This is a genomic window from Lewinella sp. (assembly GCF_050633125.1).
Taxonomy (GTDB): domain Bacteria; phylum Bacteroidota; class Bacteroidia; order Chitinophagales; family Saprospiraceae; genus Lewinella.
In genome coordinates this window covers 40468-58247 of sequence record NZ_JBOEFX010000050.1, presented here as the reverse complement: position 1 = coordinate 58247, position 17780 = coordinate 40468, and the positions used below count along the sequence as shown (strand labels likewise).

Annotated in this window: 13 protein-coding genes; 3 read left to right on the top strand and 10 right to left on the bottom strand. The window is 47.8% G+C overall.

The window, feature by feature from the left end; translation table 11 throughout:
- Positions 1-447 precede the first annotated feature (447 nt).
- Positions 448-2600: ABC transporter permease (locus ACRBG0_RS11840; RefSeq protein WP_431487097.1), on the bottom strand; the 2153-nt coding region annotated here is incomplete at its 3' end.
- 152 nt (positions 2601-2752) lie between these two features.
- Positions 2753-3643, bottom strand: a complete 891-nt coding sequence (locus ACRBG0_RS11835; protein WP_431487096.1) for an ABC transporter ATP-binding protein — start codon at positions 3641-3643, stop codon at positions 2753-2755.
- Between the two features lie 420 nt (positions 3644-4063).
- On the opposite strand from ACRBG0_RS11835, the gene ACRBG0_RS11830 reads away from it, so the two are divergent.
- The 3 genes from ACRBG0_RS11830 to ACRBG0_RS11820 all read left to right on the top strand — a co-directional run bounded on the left by ACRBG0_RS11830 (position 4064) and on the right by ACRBG0_RS11820 (position 7557).
- A complete protein-coding gene (locus ACRBG0_RS11830) occupies positions 4064-5569 on the top strand; it encodes a sensor histidine kinase (protein WP_431487095.1) in 1506 nt (501 codons plus the stop codon).
- Positions 5566-6285: a LytR/AlgR family response regulator transcription factor gene (locus tag ACRBG0_RS11825; RefSeq protein ID WP_431487094.1), complete on the top strand. Its 720-nt coding sequence runs from the start codon at positions 5566-5568 to the stop codon at positions 6283-6285. The genes ACRBG0_RS11830 and ACRBG0_RS11825 overlap by 4 nt, the downstream gene beginning before the upstream one ends.
- A gap of 141 nt (positions 6286-6426) precedes the next feature.
- A complete protein-coding gene (locus ACRBG0_RS11820) occupies positions 6427-7557 on the top strand; it encodes a fatty acid desaturase family protein (RefSeq protein WP_431487093.1) in 1131 nt (376 codons plus the stop codon).
- Between the two features lie 9 nt (positions 7558-7566).
- Here the strand turns inward: ACRBG0_RS11820 and ACRBG0_RS11815 are convergent, their stop codons facing one another.
- From ACRBG0_RS11815 to ACRBG0_RS11780, 8 genes are all read right to left on the bottom strand, one after another.
- Positions 7567-8502 (bottom strand): hypothetical protein, encoded by a 936-nt coding sequence (locus tag ACRBG0_RS11815; protein WP_431487092.1) that lies wholly within the window; start codon positions 8500-8502, stop codon positions 7567-7569.
- Positions 8503-8560: 58 nt separating this feature from the next.
- Complete coding sequence (locus ACRBG0_RS11810; protein ID WP_431487091.1) at positions 8561-9082, bottom strand: hypothetical protein; 522 nt, start codon at positions 9080-9082, stop codon at positions 8561-8563.
- Positions 9083-9357: 275 nt separating this feature from the next.
- Complete coding sequence (locus tag ACRBG0_RS11805) at positions 9358-9753, bottom strand: hypothetical protein (protein ID WP_431487090.1); 396 nt, start codon at positions 9751-9753, stop codon at positions 9358-9360.
- 586 nt (positions 9754-10339) lie between these two features.
- Positions 10340-14521: a hypothetical protein gene (locus tag ACRBG0_RS11800; RefSeq protein ID WP_431487089.1), complete on the bottom strand. Its 4182-nt coding sequence runs from the start codon at positions 14519-14521 to the stop codon at positions 10340-10342.
- 128 nt (positions 14522-14649) lie between these two features.
- Complete coding sequence (locus ACRBG0_RS11795) at positions 14650-15189, bottom strand: transposase (RefSeq protein WP_431487088.1); 540 nt, start codon at positions 15187-15189, stop codon at positions 14650-14652.
- Positions 15190-15307: 118 nt separating this feature from the next.
- On the bottom strand, positions 15308-16354 hold the full coding sequence (locus ACRBG0_RS11790; RefSeq protein WP_431487087.1) for a cytochrome-c peroxidase: 1047 nt from the start codon (positions 16352-16354) through the stop codon (positions 15308-15310).
- Positions 16355-16502: 148 nt separating this feature from the next.
- Positions 16503-17243, bottom strand: a complete 741-nt coding sequence (locus ACRBG0_RS11785; RefSeq protein WP_431487086.1) for an MbnP family protein — start codon at positions 17241-17243, stop codon at positions 16503-16505.
- A gap of 38 nt (positions 17244-17281) precedes the next feature.
- Positions 17282-17677 (bottom strand): hypothetical protein, encoded by a 396-nt coding sequence (locus ACRBG0_RS11780; protein WP_431487085.1) that lies wholly within the window; start codon positions 17675-17677, stop codon positions 17282-17284.
- Positions 17678-17780: the final 103 nt, after the last annotated feature.

The following is a 17780-nucleotide window of genomic DNA, read 5'->3' as shown; positions in this document are numbered from 1 at the left end:
CTTCCGCAGAGGCCGTCTTGCGGACATAGCGCCCCGATAACCACGATATATTATTAGTAATCCATCCATCTGAGCGGTAATGCGCGTAATGGCGATCCCCCTCCGTCCAGGAACGCACCAGGTTGCCCATCGAAAAAGCTTCCTGGCCAGCAGCGGTGCTCACGGTCGTTTCGTAAATGATACGATCCATATTATTGCCGGTAAAAGTATAGCCCAAAAGTGTCGTGTCGGAAGGTAACAACTCCCGGTTTTCGCGAGGAGGCAAGCCGTATTTGGCTCTTTTTTCGTCACCGCTCAGAAAAAGCTCCCTAAAACCAAGGCGGGGTAAAATATTCGCGGTGATGTAGGTACCATTTTTTGTTACCCGACTGTTATCGTGCAAAAGCGTATTGGGATAGTTTCGTACTGAAAAGTTCATCGCCAGCGTATCGCCCTTGGCCAGTGGNNAAGTTCATCGCCAGCGTATCACCTTTGGCCAGCGGTTGGTCAAGTGCCCACACATCAAAACGTACCTCTTCGTCATTACTGACCAACTTGTGAGATTGTAGCAACTCATATTCGGTAATCTCCCTAAAGCTTTTAGAGACCAGAATGGTATCAATCGCTTGCTCCAGCTTATTGACAAAATACAACTGCCCACTGGCGGTGAAGTCACGTGCTTTCGGATAGATATCCATTTTGATATCAGCCCCGGCAATCATTGGTTGGGGATAGCCTTGAAAACGCAGGTATCGCTGTTCGTTCAAGGCTGATATGCGTTGTTGCTTAGCGGTGGTATATTGGGCTGTTGCCCAAACATTTTCTTCCATATAAAGGTAGCCGCCCATCAAAAGAAACAAGACACTAGACAGGATAATTGGTGTTCGCAATCCATTATTGAACCTCTGACGAAGCACTTGCCAACGTTCTCGCCAGGTAAATACAATGCCACGTCGCCACCATAGCAAACTGAGCATTAAAAAAATAATTCCCAGCACCAGCCAGTAACTTTTAAAGGCATAATACAACGGCAGGATAGTCCCATAGCCCGCCAGCTCTGAATAGCTAAAACCTACGGTGATTCCTGGCACCTGATTGAACTGAATAATGCTTTCGCGCAAGAAAGGCCATTTCAAGTAATCACCAATTACGCGTAATCCCGCTACCGCCGTTGGCATGAGGAGCAACAAAAAGAATCCGAGGTACATGTTCTTTACCAGGGTTTGCACCAACATGGCCACGCAAGCCCAAATCACAAAGTGGATAAACTGTAGGCCCAGCAATTCAAAAACATAATGCCATAGCTCGTAGCGATAATAGCCCTGAAGCGTTTGTGCCAGTATCCCCGCTATCATCACCAAGCCTAAAAGTAATAACTGCATCAGTAGCACCGCCACTAATCTTGACAACATTAGCAGCCAATTGGGTTGCGGCACCGTATCTACCAATGCGCCCATGCGGGTGGTTTGCCCTCGGAATTGGAGTACTCCTATGTACAGGAAGGTCAACAAATTGATCACCAAACTGAAGATAAACATCGGCACCTTGAGCATCCGCCCCGTAGTGGGCAATATATCAAAACCATACATGGGGTTCATCTGGTGCTGCTGAAAATAGACCAACATAAAACCCGCAAAAAGCATCACCAGGAAAGGCCAACTCAGTACGATATAACGACAGTCTGCCTTCGCAATTTGCCAAAGGGTACGCAAGCGATGGGTAAACCCAAACTGATAGCTAACGGCGGGCATTTGCGTCGGAGAAAAGGAGATCGCTCGCCGTTGAGTGACTACATCACTATTCTTGCTCTTCTTATTTTGAGAAAACTGCTGAAAATTGAATTTGCAATAAACATAAGCACCAACCATCACCGCTACCGACATCCACAACAACCGATTATGCAAAATCACCCCACTCACAGGTAAAGCTTGCTCATTGCGCGCAGCCGTTGTCCAGAATCTTACGGAATATTTCACCGCAGTGTCCCCAACCGGGTCCAGCAAGGCGGCCCAATATCCAAGGTCTTCTCCGCTGAGCAAGCCACCCAACAGGCCCTGAAAAACGATCACCAAAATGATGGTCACAAAACCAGCGTACACATTGCGTGTCAGGGTAACAATAGCAAAAACAAGTACTCCGAACAGTAGCATATTAGGCAAAATATACACCGCATATAACTGCACATAAGCCCCAAACTCAAACGGCAAGAGCACCTCTTGGTTGACACCCGGCATGTAGGTTCCTAACACGAAACCAAAACCAATCGTTAGCACCACTGCTACTGTGACAAGGTATGCTGCCAGAAATTTTGCAGCCAAATAGCTAGGCTTTGTAATCGGATAAGCATACAACAAGGTGTACATCTCGCTTTTAAAATCGCGGTATACAGCCGCCCCTAGCGTCGCGGGCAACACAAACAACATCAACAAACTAAGGTAGTTACTCATAAAGTTGATCCGAAAGTGAGAATTCAGCATTTCGGCATCCGGACCACCGGTAGCTTCGGCGGCCATTCCCCACATGGTGGCCAGGGAAATAACAAACAGCAAGCCACCAAAAAGATAGACGTAAGGCTGGCGGAGCCAGTGGTTAATTTCGGTACGGAAGATGGTTAGGAACATGAGTTTTTTTTAAGGGTAAGCGTGTAAAAGTGTAAGGGTTGAAAAATCGGACATAAAGGGATGCTTTAGGTAAAGTCGGAAGTCGGAAGTGGGAAGTGGGAGGTATTTGACGCCACTTGTGGAATCACCCAACCCTTACACCTACCCAACTTTTACACTATTACACCGCCCTCCTCCTGCCCGAGCGCAGCGAAGTAGACGTCTTCCAGGTTAGGGGGTGCGGCAACAAAATCGGGGGAGGGCTGCTGCTTGCTCCATACGCGTACGCGGAGGCTATTGTCTCGGTTGTAAGCAGAGGATAGCACGAGGTGAGTAGCAGTCGTTTGGGGCAGTAGCTCGCGGGGGATGTTGGTGGTCCAAACCTGTCCGGACAAGTCGGCGATGGCAGCTTCGGGGTGGGTGTGCTGTAAGAGCCGGCCATTGTTCATGATCGCCATATCTGTGCAGAGGTCCTTGATATCATCAACGATATGGGTGGAGAAGATGACGATATTTTCTGTACTGATTTCCCGTAGAATATTTAAAAATCGCTGCCGTTCCGCTGGGTCCAGGCCGGCGGTGGGTTCGTCGACGATGATCAACTTGGGTTTATTGAGCAAGAGTTGCGCAATACCAAACCGTTGCTTCATACCTCCGGAATAACCACTGACATGCTTTTTTCTTACCCCCGTCAGGTTGGTCACTTCCAGGCAGTAGTCGATCAATGTTTTGCGTTCTTGGCGAGAGCTTATCCCCTTCAGGCTTGCCAAGTAATCGAGTAAGCGATCCGCAGACATCCGGGGGTACACCCCAAATGCTTGTGGCAAGTATCCCAGCTGATAACGCAGCGCCATCGGCTGTGCCAGTACATTGGCTCCATCAAAGGTGATCTCACCATTATCCGGTTGCTGCAAGGTAGCTATCGTTCGCATGAGGGTAGATTTACCAGCGCCATTCGGGCCAAGCAAGCCAAACATCCCGGTACCGATCTCTAACGATAGGTTATCCAGGGCACGGACGCCGTTGGGGTAAGTCTTGGTGAGCTTGTCTATTCGTAGTTCCATATTTAGTATTGCGCAGAAAATCGCATTTTATTTTCGTGCTATTCTTCAGCGAGTTAGGTTAATCAATGGTACAAATGTGAAGCGATGTGCCCACAATGCCTACTTTTAGTGATCAAAGGCAGGTTTGGGATGATGAAAGGGGGAGTAGGCATCTATAAAGTTTTATTTCGCGCAGAGAAGCAAAGGCGCAGAGGTTTTTTGGCCTTCTTACCAGCAGATCAACACTAAACCCGCTCATGTTAGTCCCTAGACTACAAGGAGCCTCATTTAAATCTGTGCAAATCCGTCTGATCTGTTCAATTCGTGGCCTATCCTTTTTCAATGGATTTTTCCCTTCATGATGCCCCCCCTTCATCACGTCTATTTCGCCTTTCATCATTACTTTTAGTACCTTAAACTTGAATAGCTTTAATTCGCAAAATGAAAGGAGCCCAAAGCAAAAACAGAATAACTACCACCTTTTTCCTCCAGCAGGAAATATGGTTGTTTCTGGCTGTCATCTTGTTATTTAGTTATGTCTTTATGCAAATGAGCCACCAACTGGTGTGGCACCATTTTATCGGCATTACGCTTGGGCTTAGCCTGTTTTTCCTGCCTTTGCTTTTGTGGGTAGGCCTCCGCCAACAATCATGGCTTACAACTAATACAAAACGAGTGGGCTGGGTAGTGGTGTTTATACTGATACCTGCTGCTGTTACCATCGCTTGGCCTTGTTACCTGACAGACCTCCCTGGCATTGCAGAAGGTTTAGCGTTTACCGCAAAGGTCAATCGCTTTGGTTTGTTGTTTCTTTGGCTCGCGCTGCTGGTTTTGGAAGGCCTCTTGCAGTGGGGCCAACGGCGCAAGACCGCACGTACGGTCAATTGGTTATTAAGTTGGAACATCCCCCGACTAGCAGTTGTCATTGTGGCGGTTTTCTCGCTATCGATTGTACTCGCCAATAACTATTTCCACGCTTACATCAAGGAATTTAGCCGTACTCAAACACTCCTTTACTACCTAATTGCGGTACTGCAAACCTTTCTGGTTTACCTGAGCTACTATCCTATTTATTACGTCCACCATCACTTTCTTTTCAATAAATTATTGCGCAAGAAAGGGCTGCTTTATTACCTCCTCGGCACAGTGGGCTTCTTGCTCCTTTTTGTTCCCATACAAAACCAGGTCATCAGCTTTTTTCCGGTAATCGACCAAATAAAAGTTCACCCGCTGGGGCTTGTTCCTCAGGTATTTTCAGACTTGAGTTTCACCCTTGCTATTGCTTTTTTCCTCCTTAGCTTACCGTTCATCATCATGGTTGAATGGTACCGCCAGGCCAATGCCATCAGCACACTGGAACAAGAGAAAACAGTCACCGAATTACAACTACTGAAGCAGCAGATCAATCCGCATTTCTTCTTCAACACGCTCAACAACCTCTACGCCATGAGCCTGACGCAGGACAAAGCAACCCCTGAAACCATCCTGCAATTATCGGAGTTGATGCGCTACGTTATTTACAAAGGCCAGGAAGAAGTTGTGCCCTTAAAATTAGAGGTAAAGTACTTGCAGGGCTATCTTGATTTGCAAAAGCTACGCTTGCATAAACCGCTGGATTTAACCTTCACCACCGACATTGCAGATGAGGATATCCTCGTTCCCCCGCTTCTCTTTATTATTTTGGTAGAGAATGCCTTCAAACACGGCATCGAACCCGCTGGAGAGGATTCTTTTTTACACTTGCACTTAAGCCAGCAAGGTCAAACAGTTCATTTCCGTTGTCATAACTCTCTTGAAAAAAACAGCCCTGCTGCTGAAGCTGGTGGCCTAGGGCTGCCTAATCTACGCCGCCGCCTTAGCGTTCTTTTCCCCGACCGACATGAACTACACCTCCAAAGCAGCGACCACGATTACCTTGCGGAACTAAGTCTAAGCCTTGAATTATGAATACCCTCAACGCCCTCATCATCGACGACGAGCCACTGGCGCACAAAGTCATCCTCAAGTACGCAGAAGATGTCCCCTTCCTCAATATTGTAGGGCAGGTGTATCAGGCTACGGATGCTTATGCACTTTTGCAACAGCATAGCATCGATTTGCTTTTTCTGGATATCCAGATGCCTAAATTAAAAGGGTTGGATTTTCTCCGCACCCTCGACCGCAAGCCACTGGTAATCATCACCTCTGCTTACGAAGAGTATGCACTGGAAGGTTACGAACTTCAAGTCTGCGACTACCTGCTGAAACCTTTCCGCTTTGAACGGTTCCTCAAGGCGGTCCATCAGGCCCAGAAACGGAGTCAGCCAGCCTCCCCTATTTCCCCTCTGCCTACAATGCCACCTGCTGAGGAAGCGCCAGACCAGCTGTTTCTAAAAGTAGACAAGCGTTTTTTGCAAATCAACCTCCGTGATATCATTTGCCTGGAAAGCTATGGCAACTACGTCAAAGTATGGACCGGCGACAATTTTCTGCTCACCCCCAGAACGCTCACCAGCTTTGAGGAAGAACTGCCTTCAGAGCAGTTTGCACGCGTCCACAAATCTTTTATCCTTCAAAAAACACGCATCAACTACCTGGAAGGCAACCAGATTTTCATGACCAATGGAATGACCGTTCCCATCGGTAAGAGTTACCGGTCTACAGTCAAAGCATGGACGACTTAAGTGATAATTTGTAGGCCAAAAACTCACAACTATTCCATATTCAGTTAAAAATCAGTAAATTGAATATTAGCGAAGCTTTTGACTAAAATCGAGATCTTCGCTAATACTGTCTTCACACCTATACACCTTAAACCCAACACCATGAGTACTTCTGTCTACGAAGCACCCGAATTGCCGCTTATACGGTATTCTAAAAAAGAAGAGCCCTTTGCTCGCATTATGCGCGAACGCGTAAATGCTTATTTCCGAGATCAACATTTATCCAAGTTTGCAAACCCTCCGATGGTTGGTAAAGCATTCTTCCAATTTTTTCTTTGGACAGGCTTATACGCCCTTATCATCTCGAACCAATTTCAAGGTTGGAGCCTCTTCTTTTTACAGCTGGCATTTTACTTTACCGTCTTCTTGGTCTCTGTAGGGATCGCTCATGACGGCAGTCACAATGCCTTCTCGGCAAACCCTAAGGTAAACGGGGCAATGAACCGGGTATTTGATTTCATCGGCATCAATTCCTACATGTGGGATTTCAATCACATCAAGTCTCACCATAACGTGCCCAATATCCCGTTGTACGACTCTGCAATTGATTCTTTTAAGCTATTTCGGTTCCATCCGCGCGCTGCATATTTTAAGTTTCATCGATACCAACAGTACTACATACTGGCCATCTATGCTTTTGCTACGCTCTTCAAAATTTTCTTCCTGGATTTTTTTTCCTTTAGCAGAAACAGGATCGGCTTCATCAAAATGGAGGAGCATTCCCGAAAGGAAATACTGTGGCTAGTGACTACAAAGTTGGTGGTCATCACCTACATGCTGGTATTACCACTTACGATTCTTGACGCCCCAGCTTGGCAGATCATCGCGGGTTTTCTATGCGGAAACTTCATCGCTGGCATTGCGTTGGGTGTCATCTTCCAAGTCACTCACCTGTGTGATTACACCCGCTGGCCAGAGCCAGATAATAATGGCATCATCAATAACTCTTTTGCTCGCCATATCATGGAAACCACTTCTGACTTTTGCCCCTACAATCGTGTAGTCACCTGGATTGCTGGTGGACTCAACAATCATGTAGCCCACCATTTATTTCCGGATATTTCACAAATTCACTTGCCAGCATTGACTAAAATCGTCAAAGCGACCGCAGTTGAATTCGATGTACCTTACAAGGCTTACCCTACCGTTGGGGCGGCCCTAAGGTCTCATTTTTACACTTTGAAAAAACTTGGAGAAGAAAAAAAATCGCTGTACCAAGTACCGACGACTTAATCTCCCTTGCTAAATATTTCCAGCTAGCAGCCGTGCCCAATAAGCATACAGTTTATTGTCTTTGCCGTTGGGCAGGGCTGCTTCCAGCTTACTGAGATAAGACTTCACGTTGGTATTATAAGTGCTGCGTTCCTCCATCACCCAATTGACTTCCTCTGGGCTGGCGTTGAGACGGCGAGCGCTCAGGAAGACAACTTCCAGAATATCCCCCCAGTTATCCATACCCGCCAACTGAGCATTAAGTAGGTAGAGTTTTATAGCACTCTCTCCATCTATTCCTTCAATAGCTCGTTCAATCAACGACAAACCGCGGGTAACAGAGCTTGCACCGTCTTCATCACTAGCCACAGCAGCCAAGTAGATCACCTTTATCTCATCGTAGAGCGCTGCTTTTTTCGAAATCGCGCGTGTATTGGCTAGTTCTTCTCCCAGTTCTTTAATTTCATTGAGGGCGCCAAAAGATTCATCCATATTGATAAGACCAGGCATTGCCTGCATCATGGCCAGGTCTCGAATATCATTCTCTTCACCAGCATTGTGCTGTAGTAGTGGTACTGCTTTTTCAGCAGCTTCCCGAGCTGCGTCGTACTCACCTTGCCGCCAATGCGTAAGTGCTTTGATGGCATAAGCGTTGTCGAGGGCTTTAGCTTTCTTAAGCTGGCCTTCTCCCTTAAGTGCTTTGAGAATCCCTCCCATAGCCGATTCATAATACCCGGCTGCTGTCACACCTTCGTCAATGGGCGCATTGCTTTTATACAAATCATCGAAGTAGACAAAGTTGCTCGGTAGTTGGTCGGCAGCATCCGCAAAACGCTCCTGCATTTCCACCGTTGCTCCCTGACTGAAGGCCGTTTGAGCTTCCTGGTAAGCTTTGGTCGCTTCGCAACTACTAAAGCTCAGTACAGCTAGAAAAAGGAATAAGGTATAGATATTGGCAAGTCTCATTTGGAGTATTTTTATTAAAAAAGTGAGTCACCCATTTTCAGAATGACTCGCTAAATTATTACTCTCCTGCGACTTTTTCAGCATTGTTCTTTTCCTCATTTGGGATAAGTACAATAAAACCAGCCATCATGGCTATAAAAGCGCTAAGGGTAAGTATGCCCCAAAACAAGTTATCGGGGTAAACACTCAGTCCTTTCGGTATGGTTACTTTGGTTTTCTCACCAGTATCGAGCAGGGTTTCGCGCAACTTCATCAAAACATTGGTACGCTCGAGGGCGCTGTCTGAATTGAGGGTTTCCAATTCCTGCTGGCTGGCCTTCAGGTTTTGGTACCAAAATCCGATGTCCTCGTCGGGAGTTTCCCACATCACCGAGGTGTAGCCGCTGGTAAGATTATTGGCCTCCAAGTAGTTGATGACTTTGGTGAGCTCTGCATTGGCCATATCAATGGTATTCGCATCAGCAGCCCGTTTCAGGTAACCGCTTACATTCTGCTTAAAGGTCACGCCTTTAGAGATTCTGACCCCAAAAACACCAAGTGAAAAAAGAAGCAAAACAGCACTAATGAGATACTTTTTCATATTGCGATAATTTTAAAAGGTGTTCAGATATTCAGCATCGGTATTGCTACCAGCTCTTTATTTAAGGTGCAAAACAAAAAGCCATAAATTTTCTTTTCTCGACGAAGATCGTGAGGTTCTCGGCAGATATCGTGGAAGAATGGGCCCCATTTGTATAAATACGTTTATGCATTTACACAAATTTGGAGGAGGAAAGATCATGGCTTGCTCTTACCTTCTGCTATGGCTGAATATCGCGCTAATCGTACCAGTGCGATCATACGGTTGGGACATATCTACGTGATTGATTCATCATCAACTTTCAATGCTCGTAAAATGTACTTTGCGTATTCAACATTCAATTCTTTCACTTGATTAAATACCTCAATTAAGCCTGTTGCATCAAGTCTTTCATTTACGGTCATTCCTTCCAGTCCACTAGCCTTTGAAATTTTAGAATTAACCTCCTTTTGAAGGTTAAACCAGTCTAATTGCCTTTGAATTCGACTGGCGATCTCTTGGTCGTCATCATTATAAATATCTCTTAAGGTATAATTGGGATACTTTGGGTCTAGCGTATTTTGAAATTCATTTACTCTTAGATTGAAAAGAGCTTGTCCAAACCTTTGGCTTGGATTCTTTTCTAAATATGATGTGATTAATTCAATTATTACTTGATGCTCTTTTCTCATTTTTTAGAGATATATGTAGTTCGTTATGCAACACGATTTTGCCCAAGGTGTTATTCAAAATACTCCTTCTTATTTAGGTAGAATACACTATCACATTTTCGGTACTATTTCACCTTTCCAATTCTTTTCACGCTCTAGGACAAGACCAGCTTTGAGTTCAAAAGTCCGACCAATAGGGTATATATTAACAGGGGGAGTGTCCATTTTCACTAAGCAATGTTTCAAGTTGATAAGCTCTTTCTTCTTCAGATAGTTCTTTCAGCTTAATTCTGGCTAGTTTATTTATTGCTTCTTCCCTGTCCATCCTGTTCTTTATTACTCCAAATACTATCCTACGCTCATGTTAGTCTCCAGACTACAATGAGCGTAGAGCAATTAAATCTAGGCACTCCAATCCACAAAATATGCCCCCGCGCAAGCTGCCTGGAGGGTGTGAACCTTTGGTGCTCCGTACCGACCTACTGGCNNGCCAGTAGGTCGGTACGGAGCAAAGCGAACCCCGGAAGGGAGCGACCCGCCAGGGATGCGCCCAAAAACGACTAAGTATTGCGCAGAAAACAAAACTCGATTTGTTTCCGTGCTGTTCCTACACATTCTCCAACCCTTCCGTCAAGTCTTCCAGTGCGAAGGTGAGGTTGTTGTTGATGTCTTCGGCGGCTTTGCGAATTTCGGCGAGTAGCTCGTCCACCGTTTCCTGATCGGCGGGGCCAGTAGCCAGTACGACCAGGCAACTTTCGAGGATGGTCTGTAAAGTTTCGGCTTCCGTCAGGGTCCAAGAGGCAGAGGTGCCGGTTTGCTCGTCGTAGAGTTCTATAAAAATTTCACCCAGCGCATATTGCAGCACCATTTGTTCTTTACCTCCGTCGGGTTTCACCACTTCAAGTACAAGCTGGCGGCGTTGACCTACGGCGTCGAGGGCGGCACCTACGAGGAAACTGATGGTCTCGAAAGGTAGATGTTGGTCTCGTTTCAGTTCGCCAATAGCAGTGTAAATGGCCTCTAATGTGAGCTGAATGAGGCGGTCGCTGCCCACCCATTCCGGGCGTTCGATGACGCGCTCTAGCACCAGTTCGATGATCTCCAATAATTGCTGATCCGTCAACTTCGGCGACCAGCTGCCACGGCTCGGTGGTTGCGTGACAACCCGCAAAACCTGCTCCAGGGCTACCGCCACCAAAATACGTGGGCTATTGGGACTGATCCGCATCAGGCGCTCCAAATGACCACTACTGTATAGCAAAATAAGGCGAATAAACTCAGGCAAAAGGTGCTTGATGTCCGTCTTAGAGGCCCGTAAGGCTCCCGCCGTATCGCTGAGAATTTTTTGGAATACCGCTTCTTTTGCAATGAGTTCTGGGTGCGCATCCATGATAGCCAGACCGGCCTGCACCAGCTCTTCGGCCAAATCAGGCTGGAAGCCCTGGGTAAGGTCTACCTCCGACTCAAAGAGCAACAGGTCAAGCAAAATCAAGCTGCGTTTATTGGGGTGCTGACTGATAATCGTTTCCAATACAAAGTCCAGCAACTCCAGGAACCGCTCCAGACGTTCGCTATCAGCAGTAGAATCGGGCGGGTAAACGTAGTTCACCAACATCTGCAAGGCACGTTCCAGAATGGCTTTTTCTTGCTCGTCGCTGCCCCATTTTAGTTTTTGCAATACTTGTGGGCTCGTCGCCGCGGTATGCATACTGAGCAGTATGAGGTTTTCTAAAACCGTAGGTGAAAGGCGCGCATCGGCGGGCAACAAGGCCAGCGCATCCATGATGGCTTGCAATACCTCCTGCCAAATGCTGGGCTTGGTTTTGCCAACAGGCACCACCCAGGCCGGATTATCAACGATTGCATCGAGTAATTCTTCCGCGAGACCGAGCATGTCATCCCCTGTCAGTTGTGGGCGCCATTTACCATCCGTGCCAGTACTGGCTAAACGGCCTAAAAATTCCCGCAGCGCAATGACGATAAGGAAGCGAGGTTCGTCGGCATCAGCATCAACGATGAGGTGGGCATTCAGGGCGCTGGCTTCGAGACTCATGCGCAACAGTTCCGGTAAAATTCCTTTCTGTCGGAAGTCGCCTGCATCAAGGTCTTTGGCCAAATCGCGAACGATAGCTTGTAACGCCATTTCACTACTCACCAATTCGGGCTGTTGTTCCATTACCCGCAGTGCAGACTCGATCAGGTCCGTCAATAGGTCTTCATCAAAGCCACGGCTGTAATCAATGTCGTCTTCACTAAAGAGGATGAGCTGCACCAATAGCAAGCCACGCCGGTCGGGGTGGTAGGCCAGAATGACGTCCAATACATATTCTACCAATTCCGCAAAGCGGGCCGTACGTTCGCCACCACTCACTTTCATCTCGTGGAAGATGAAGGTACTGATGAGCGACAAAGCCCGTTCCAGCACAGATCGTTTTTCAGTATCGGTGCCCCAAGGGATTTTATCCATCACGGCCTCGCTGGTAACTGCTGCCGTGAGCGCCAGCGCTATCAAGTATTCTAGCTGTTCGGGCGATAGTTTCACGCCTGGAGGCATATTGTGCAAGGCGGCCAGCACGGCTTGTAGTACATCGCGGAAGATGACCTGCCCATCAGGACCACGCACCACCCATTCGGGGTGCAAGATCAACTCATTGACCAAGTTGTCTACAATCATCATGGCCTCGGTCGGTGTCAGCTGCGGTTGCCATACTTCTTCGCCAGCTTCCTTGGTAGAAAGCGCCAACAGTAGCTCGCGGATGAAGACCACCAGTAGATATTCCGGCTCGTCCGATTCGGCATTGACAATGAGGTGGGCATTGAGTGCTGTGTTTTCCAAACTCAGGCGCACCAATTCTAGCAAAATATCCTCTTGCTTAAAGCTGGAAGCATCCAATGCCCCGGCGATACCAGCGACGATTTCCCCTAGCGCAGCTTGTCGGCTGATCAACTCAGGGTGAGCAGCAAGGGTAGCCAAAGCGGCATCCACCAGCTGATTGGCCAGCTTACGGTTGAAACCTCCCTGGTAATTGACACTGGGTTGCGAGAAGAGGATCAGGTCGGTAAGCAGCAAACCACGCTTATCAGGATGACGGCTGATAATGACATCAAAGATATAATCCAGCAGTTCGAACAGCAAGACATTACGGTCGCCCGATGTGGTATGCTCTCGTTCGAAGACGAAAGCGAAAACAAGGTTGAGCGCTTGTTGCAAAACGGCTTCTTCTTCACCGTCATTGCTCCATTTTATCTTTTGCAACACTAGCTCATTGGCGGCTACTACGCGCAGGTTCCGCTGTAGGAGCCATTCAAAGGTGGCAGCACTCAGGCGTTCGGTAGCGGGTATCCGAGCAAGTCCGTCCATCGTAGCTCTGATGACGGCAGCCAGGAGGGGCTTTCCATCCGCTTGGTGAATCATCCAATTGGGGTTGCGCACCACTTTATCGAGAAGCTGTTCGGTGATGAACAGCAATTGAGACTTACTCAGTCGGGGGCGCCACTGGCCATCGCTGACAGGGCGCGACAATTCTGCGAGGATCAACTGCACTGCGCTGATCAGTAGGTCGTGTCCGTTACCTGCTCCGGGACCGTGGTCGTCATGAGGTTGGCGAAACAGGCGAAGGTTTTGGCCCGTTTGTTCTAGTACTAGTCGCACCAATTCCGGGAAAAGGTCCGGGCGGCGGTAGTCGTAATCTTTGAGGGCACTGCTTACGCCACTTACAATTTCCTGAAAGCCATTTTTATGATGAATCAGCTGTGGGTGTTCGGCCAGTACGCCAAAGCTGCTTTTGAGCAGGCGGTCGAGGGTATGCGCATTCAGACCATCCTTTATATTAATTTTATCAGGGTCTTGCAGGATAGCATCGAGCAAGACGGTGCTGGTAGCCTTGATGAGTTCGCTGGCACCGCTATTGGTATCAAAAAATTCACGTGGCGACGCAAAGACGTAGCTCCCGGCATTGGAGACGGTACTGCGGAGCAAGAAACGCCCCCAATTGACGGCCTCTTCCTGGTTGTCGCTATCACTGATGTGTTCGAGGCGGCGAAACAAATCTTCTGCAATTCCTTTACCCGCCACCTTTATGAAACCCTGAACCTTGGGATCGTTAGTGGCATCCTGTCCCAAGTCGCTGATACTTTCCGCAGCAGCGATAAACAATTGTGGGACGATCTTGCGCGACTGCCTGTGAAGAGCGACATTGTCACTCAGTTTTAGTTCATCAAAAGCTTTGAGGAAATGCTTGAGCGTACGGCCCGTAGCCGATTGCTCATTCAATGCGCCAGGGATGCGGTTGAAGTAGTCGATACCAATCTCTACCAAAGTCCCCGCCACCATTTGTAATGGATTGGTATGCTTGGCGCTGTCGTGTGTATACTGCCGGATGCTAAGAAGGGCTACTAGCTCGTCGGCATTGATGCGGTCATCATCCAAGCCATCCTGAAAGGTAGAACTTGCTTCTTGCGCTACAAGTGTACTCAGTTGCGCGTAGGCCGCCACGTACATATCCAACTCCTGGTTGGTGGGCACAGCATCCCCTACTCCATTTTTGAAGCGGTCATGGATATCCGCCAGGCGTTCCATTTTTTTCAGGTAGGTCGCTCCACCAGTGACTTCATCGTCATTATCGAAGAAATTCTGGGCAGTAAAAGCATTAGGGGTGCCGCTAAATTTGGGCAGGGGCAGTACGATACTTTTAGAGGTAAGACTTTTAGCGTAAGCCCGTTGGGCGTTGCGCCCAAGTCGAATGGCGGAGTTAATGGCGAATACAATCGCCTCAGCAGTCATAGCCATAGGGATGGGTGGGTTTTTACGGTTATTGGGTAGGTTTGCAATTTAGGAAAAAAGGCAGCATAAGGCAGCATAATAAGGCAANNTTGCCTTATTATGCTGCCTTATTGCCCTATGGTGGAGATTTGCGATCACCCTTCCCAGTTTTCAGGATTCTTTCTGATGTAGCGCGCAATCCGTTCGTATTCCCCTTTGGTATTCGTATTAATGATATGACCGTGGTAATTATGCAGCCACGTTTTCTGCCCTGATGTGCCGCGTAGGATATTTATCTGTTTGGAGGTCAGCATTTTGAATTTACCGATGATTTTGGGAATCAACATACGGCGGCGCAGTGCTATGTATTCTTTGGTAGTCAGTGATTGCCAGCGAAATGCAGGACGTTCAATATCAAACCCTTTCCATTCCGTCAAGGTGATAATGAGATGAATGTGATCGGGCATGATTACCCATTCGCCTAGTTCGGCGCGATCATGATAATCGGGAATCTTTAAAATCTCAGCACGAACAATTTCACCGTAAGGCGACAAATGCATCTCGCCATCTTCAATATGCCCCAACAAACGTTCTCGGTTTTGAATGCAGATCGTTATAAAATAGCTACCCGGTGCCGAATAATCCCACCATGGCTGTCGGTGGAAAGGCCGATCATACTCGTGATTGGTTTTCATTTCGTAAAATTCAGAGAGATAAAAGAAGGAAAATAATGGATTTTATACAAAAACGCAACAAGGCAAATTCATGAATTTGCCTTGTTGCGCCTTGTTGCGCCTTGCTTTTGCCTTATGTCTACTCCCTAAACCGTTCATCTGCAATAAACGTCTCATCCGTCAGGCTCTCCAAAAAGGCAATCAGGTCTGCCTTTTCGATATCCGTCAACCCCAAGGGGCGGATACGTTCATCTTGCAAAGGGTGCCCTACCCCGCCCCTGTTGTAGTGATCAACTACGGCTTCCAACGTCGGTAAATTACCCGCGTGCATATATGGTGCCGTGAGCGCAATATTTCGTAAACCAGGCACCCTAAACTTGCCAATATCCAAGGTATCCAACGACACCCTCCGGCGGCCCAAGTCATCACTATGATCCAGTTCTAATCCATTATTAAAGAATCCGTCATTGGTAAAATTGAAACCTGAATGACAAGCGCTACAGGCCAGTTCGTCATTAAAAAACAAATCGCGGCCACGTAACTGAGCAAGGCTCAAAGCCGTACTCACCCCTTGATAAGTGTATTGATCGTAGGCCGAGTTACCGCTGATCATCGTCCGCTGAAAAGCCGCTAGGGCGCGCGTAATCGTAAAGGCATCTGCCTCGCGGCCAAAGGCCCGCAAAAACTGCTCGCGATACTCCGGCAAGGCATTGATCCGATCAGCGGCCACAAAGATCGAAAGATCCATCTCATTCGCATCTTCAATAGGGGAACCCGCTTGTATCTCCAGCTTCGGCACACCACCGTCTTTATGAAAAACGGTCACGTAAGCCAGGTTCGCCAAAGATGGGGCGTTGCGCATCCCCAGTCGGCCAGCTACTCCCGGCGAGATGGCCACATTATCCGCAAAGGCAAACTCCTGCCGATGGCAGCTATTGCAAGAAATCGTCTCATCTGCCGATAAGATGGGGTCGTAAAAAAGACGCTTCCCCAAGGCTACCTTTGCTACCGTCAAGGGGTTTTCAGTTGGCTCCACGGGTATCGGGAAACCCGCTGGCACCTCGTAACCATAAGGCGTATCATCTACGTCTGGCACTGCTACCTCAGGCTCACAAGCCAGCAACAGCAGTAGCAGAAGGCTCCCGGCCAGCATCTTCAAACACCTCATAGGCATACTCCGTTTCATTGTTATCTTTTAGTAGGAAAGCAGGCCAACAAGGCGCAACAAGGCAAATTCATGAATTTGCCCAGTGCCCAGTGCCCAGTCCATAGTCCGCCCAACCCTCCCAAAGCCCCTACCCTTTCAAGGGCAGGGGCTGAGATGGGTCAATCTCCTACTTCTTCGTAATCGCATCCGCAATATTGTCCGCAAAAATGGCTGAAGTTGCTAAGTCATCTCCCGTATGCACACTGTACGTCTGGGATATATCAATATCATTAAAAAGGGCCGCTACATCCAAACCAAAGGCTAGCGTCTGGCTATCATCCTCGATATCGGTATGCAGATCTTTGGCAACTGTCCGGCGGAAAGCCTCCTTGCCCAAGTGGTATTCCATCACGGTTTCAGGCGTACCATCGCCATCCAGATCTACCATTCCGTCAATGCGCACAAAGATGTAACCGGCATTCCAGTTCCAGTTCATTGGTGGATCACTTTGGCGAGCCAATGGGTCCGTCTCCGTGTCACGAGTATCAAAATCATCCGCCGTCTGGTCATTTTCAGCAGGTGCTACACCCACAAAAAACTCCGCCATGTGGTAGTGCTTCTTATCTACGTTCATCACTTCCTGCGCACCGCTTTTGGGCTTCACCAAAAGGTACTTGCCATCAGCGGTCACCGCATCACCTTCTTCCGGGTGCAGCGTGATCCCGCCTACATAAAACTGTACGGTCTGAAAACTCACTGCCGTCCCATTGAGGTCATATACCTGATCGTAATCAAAGTCACTACCCGCAAAAGAATAATCAAATTCAAAAGCTACATCCGAGTCCAAACGGCTTACATCGTCATCATCACAGCTGTAAAGGCTCACCGATAGCACCAGTAATGCCAGCATTAATTTGTTAAAGTTCATCTTGATTTTTTGTTTTAAATTTTAAAAATGGATTGAAATTATTCTACCACCAGCTCTACACTTGCAGAAGCCAGGTTTTCGTTGTGGTCACTGGCTTTCACCGTCAGGGTATACACCTGGTCAGTTAAATCCGGCAACGTAAAAGTTTCATCAATACGGTAAGTCGTAGCGTGCAAGTGCCCTCCCGCCAACGTCTGTGCATAAGTCCGGTCGGCATTCCTAAGCACTACACTGAATTCGTGTAACTCCTGATTTTCGTCAATATTTACAATCAGTTCCAGGTTGCTCCCCGCCACATAGTTGGCAATATTGGTTGGTTCAACAATGTCGATCAAAGGGGGCGAAACATCCACCTGTGGCCCCTCCTCTTTTTGACAATTAGCCAACACCAGGGCCATTACCAGCAATACATAAAAATTATAGTGATTCTTCATTTGTTTTGTTTTTAGCACCTTTTGGGGCCTCCCTCCCTTCGGTCGGGCGTTATGTTCCAGGGCGCGCTAGTCGCTTGGCCAGCGACCCCGATTTAATCGGGTC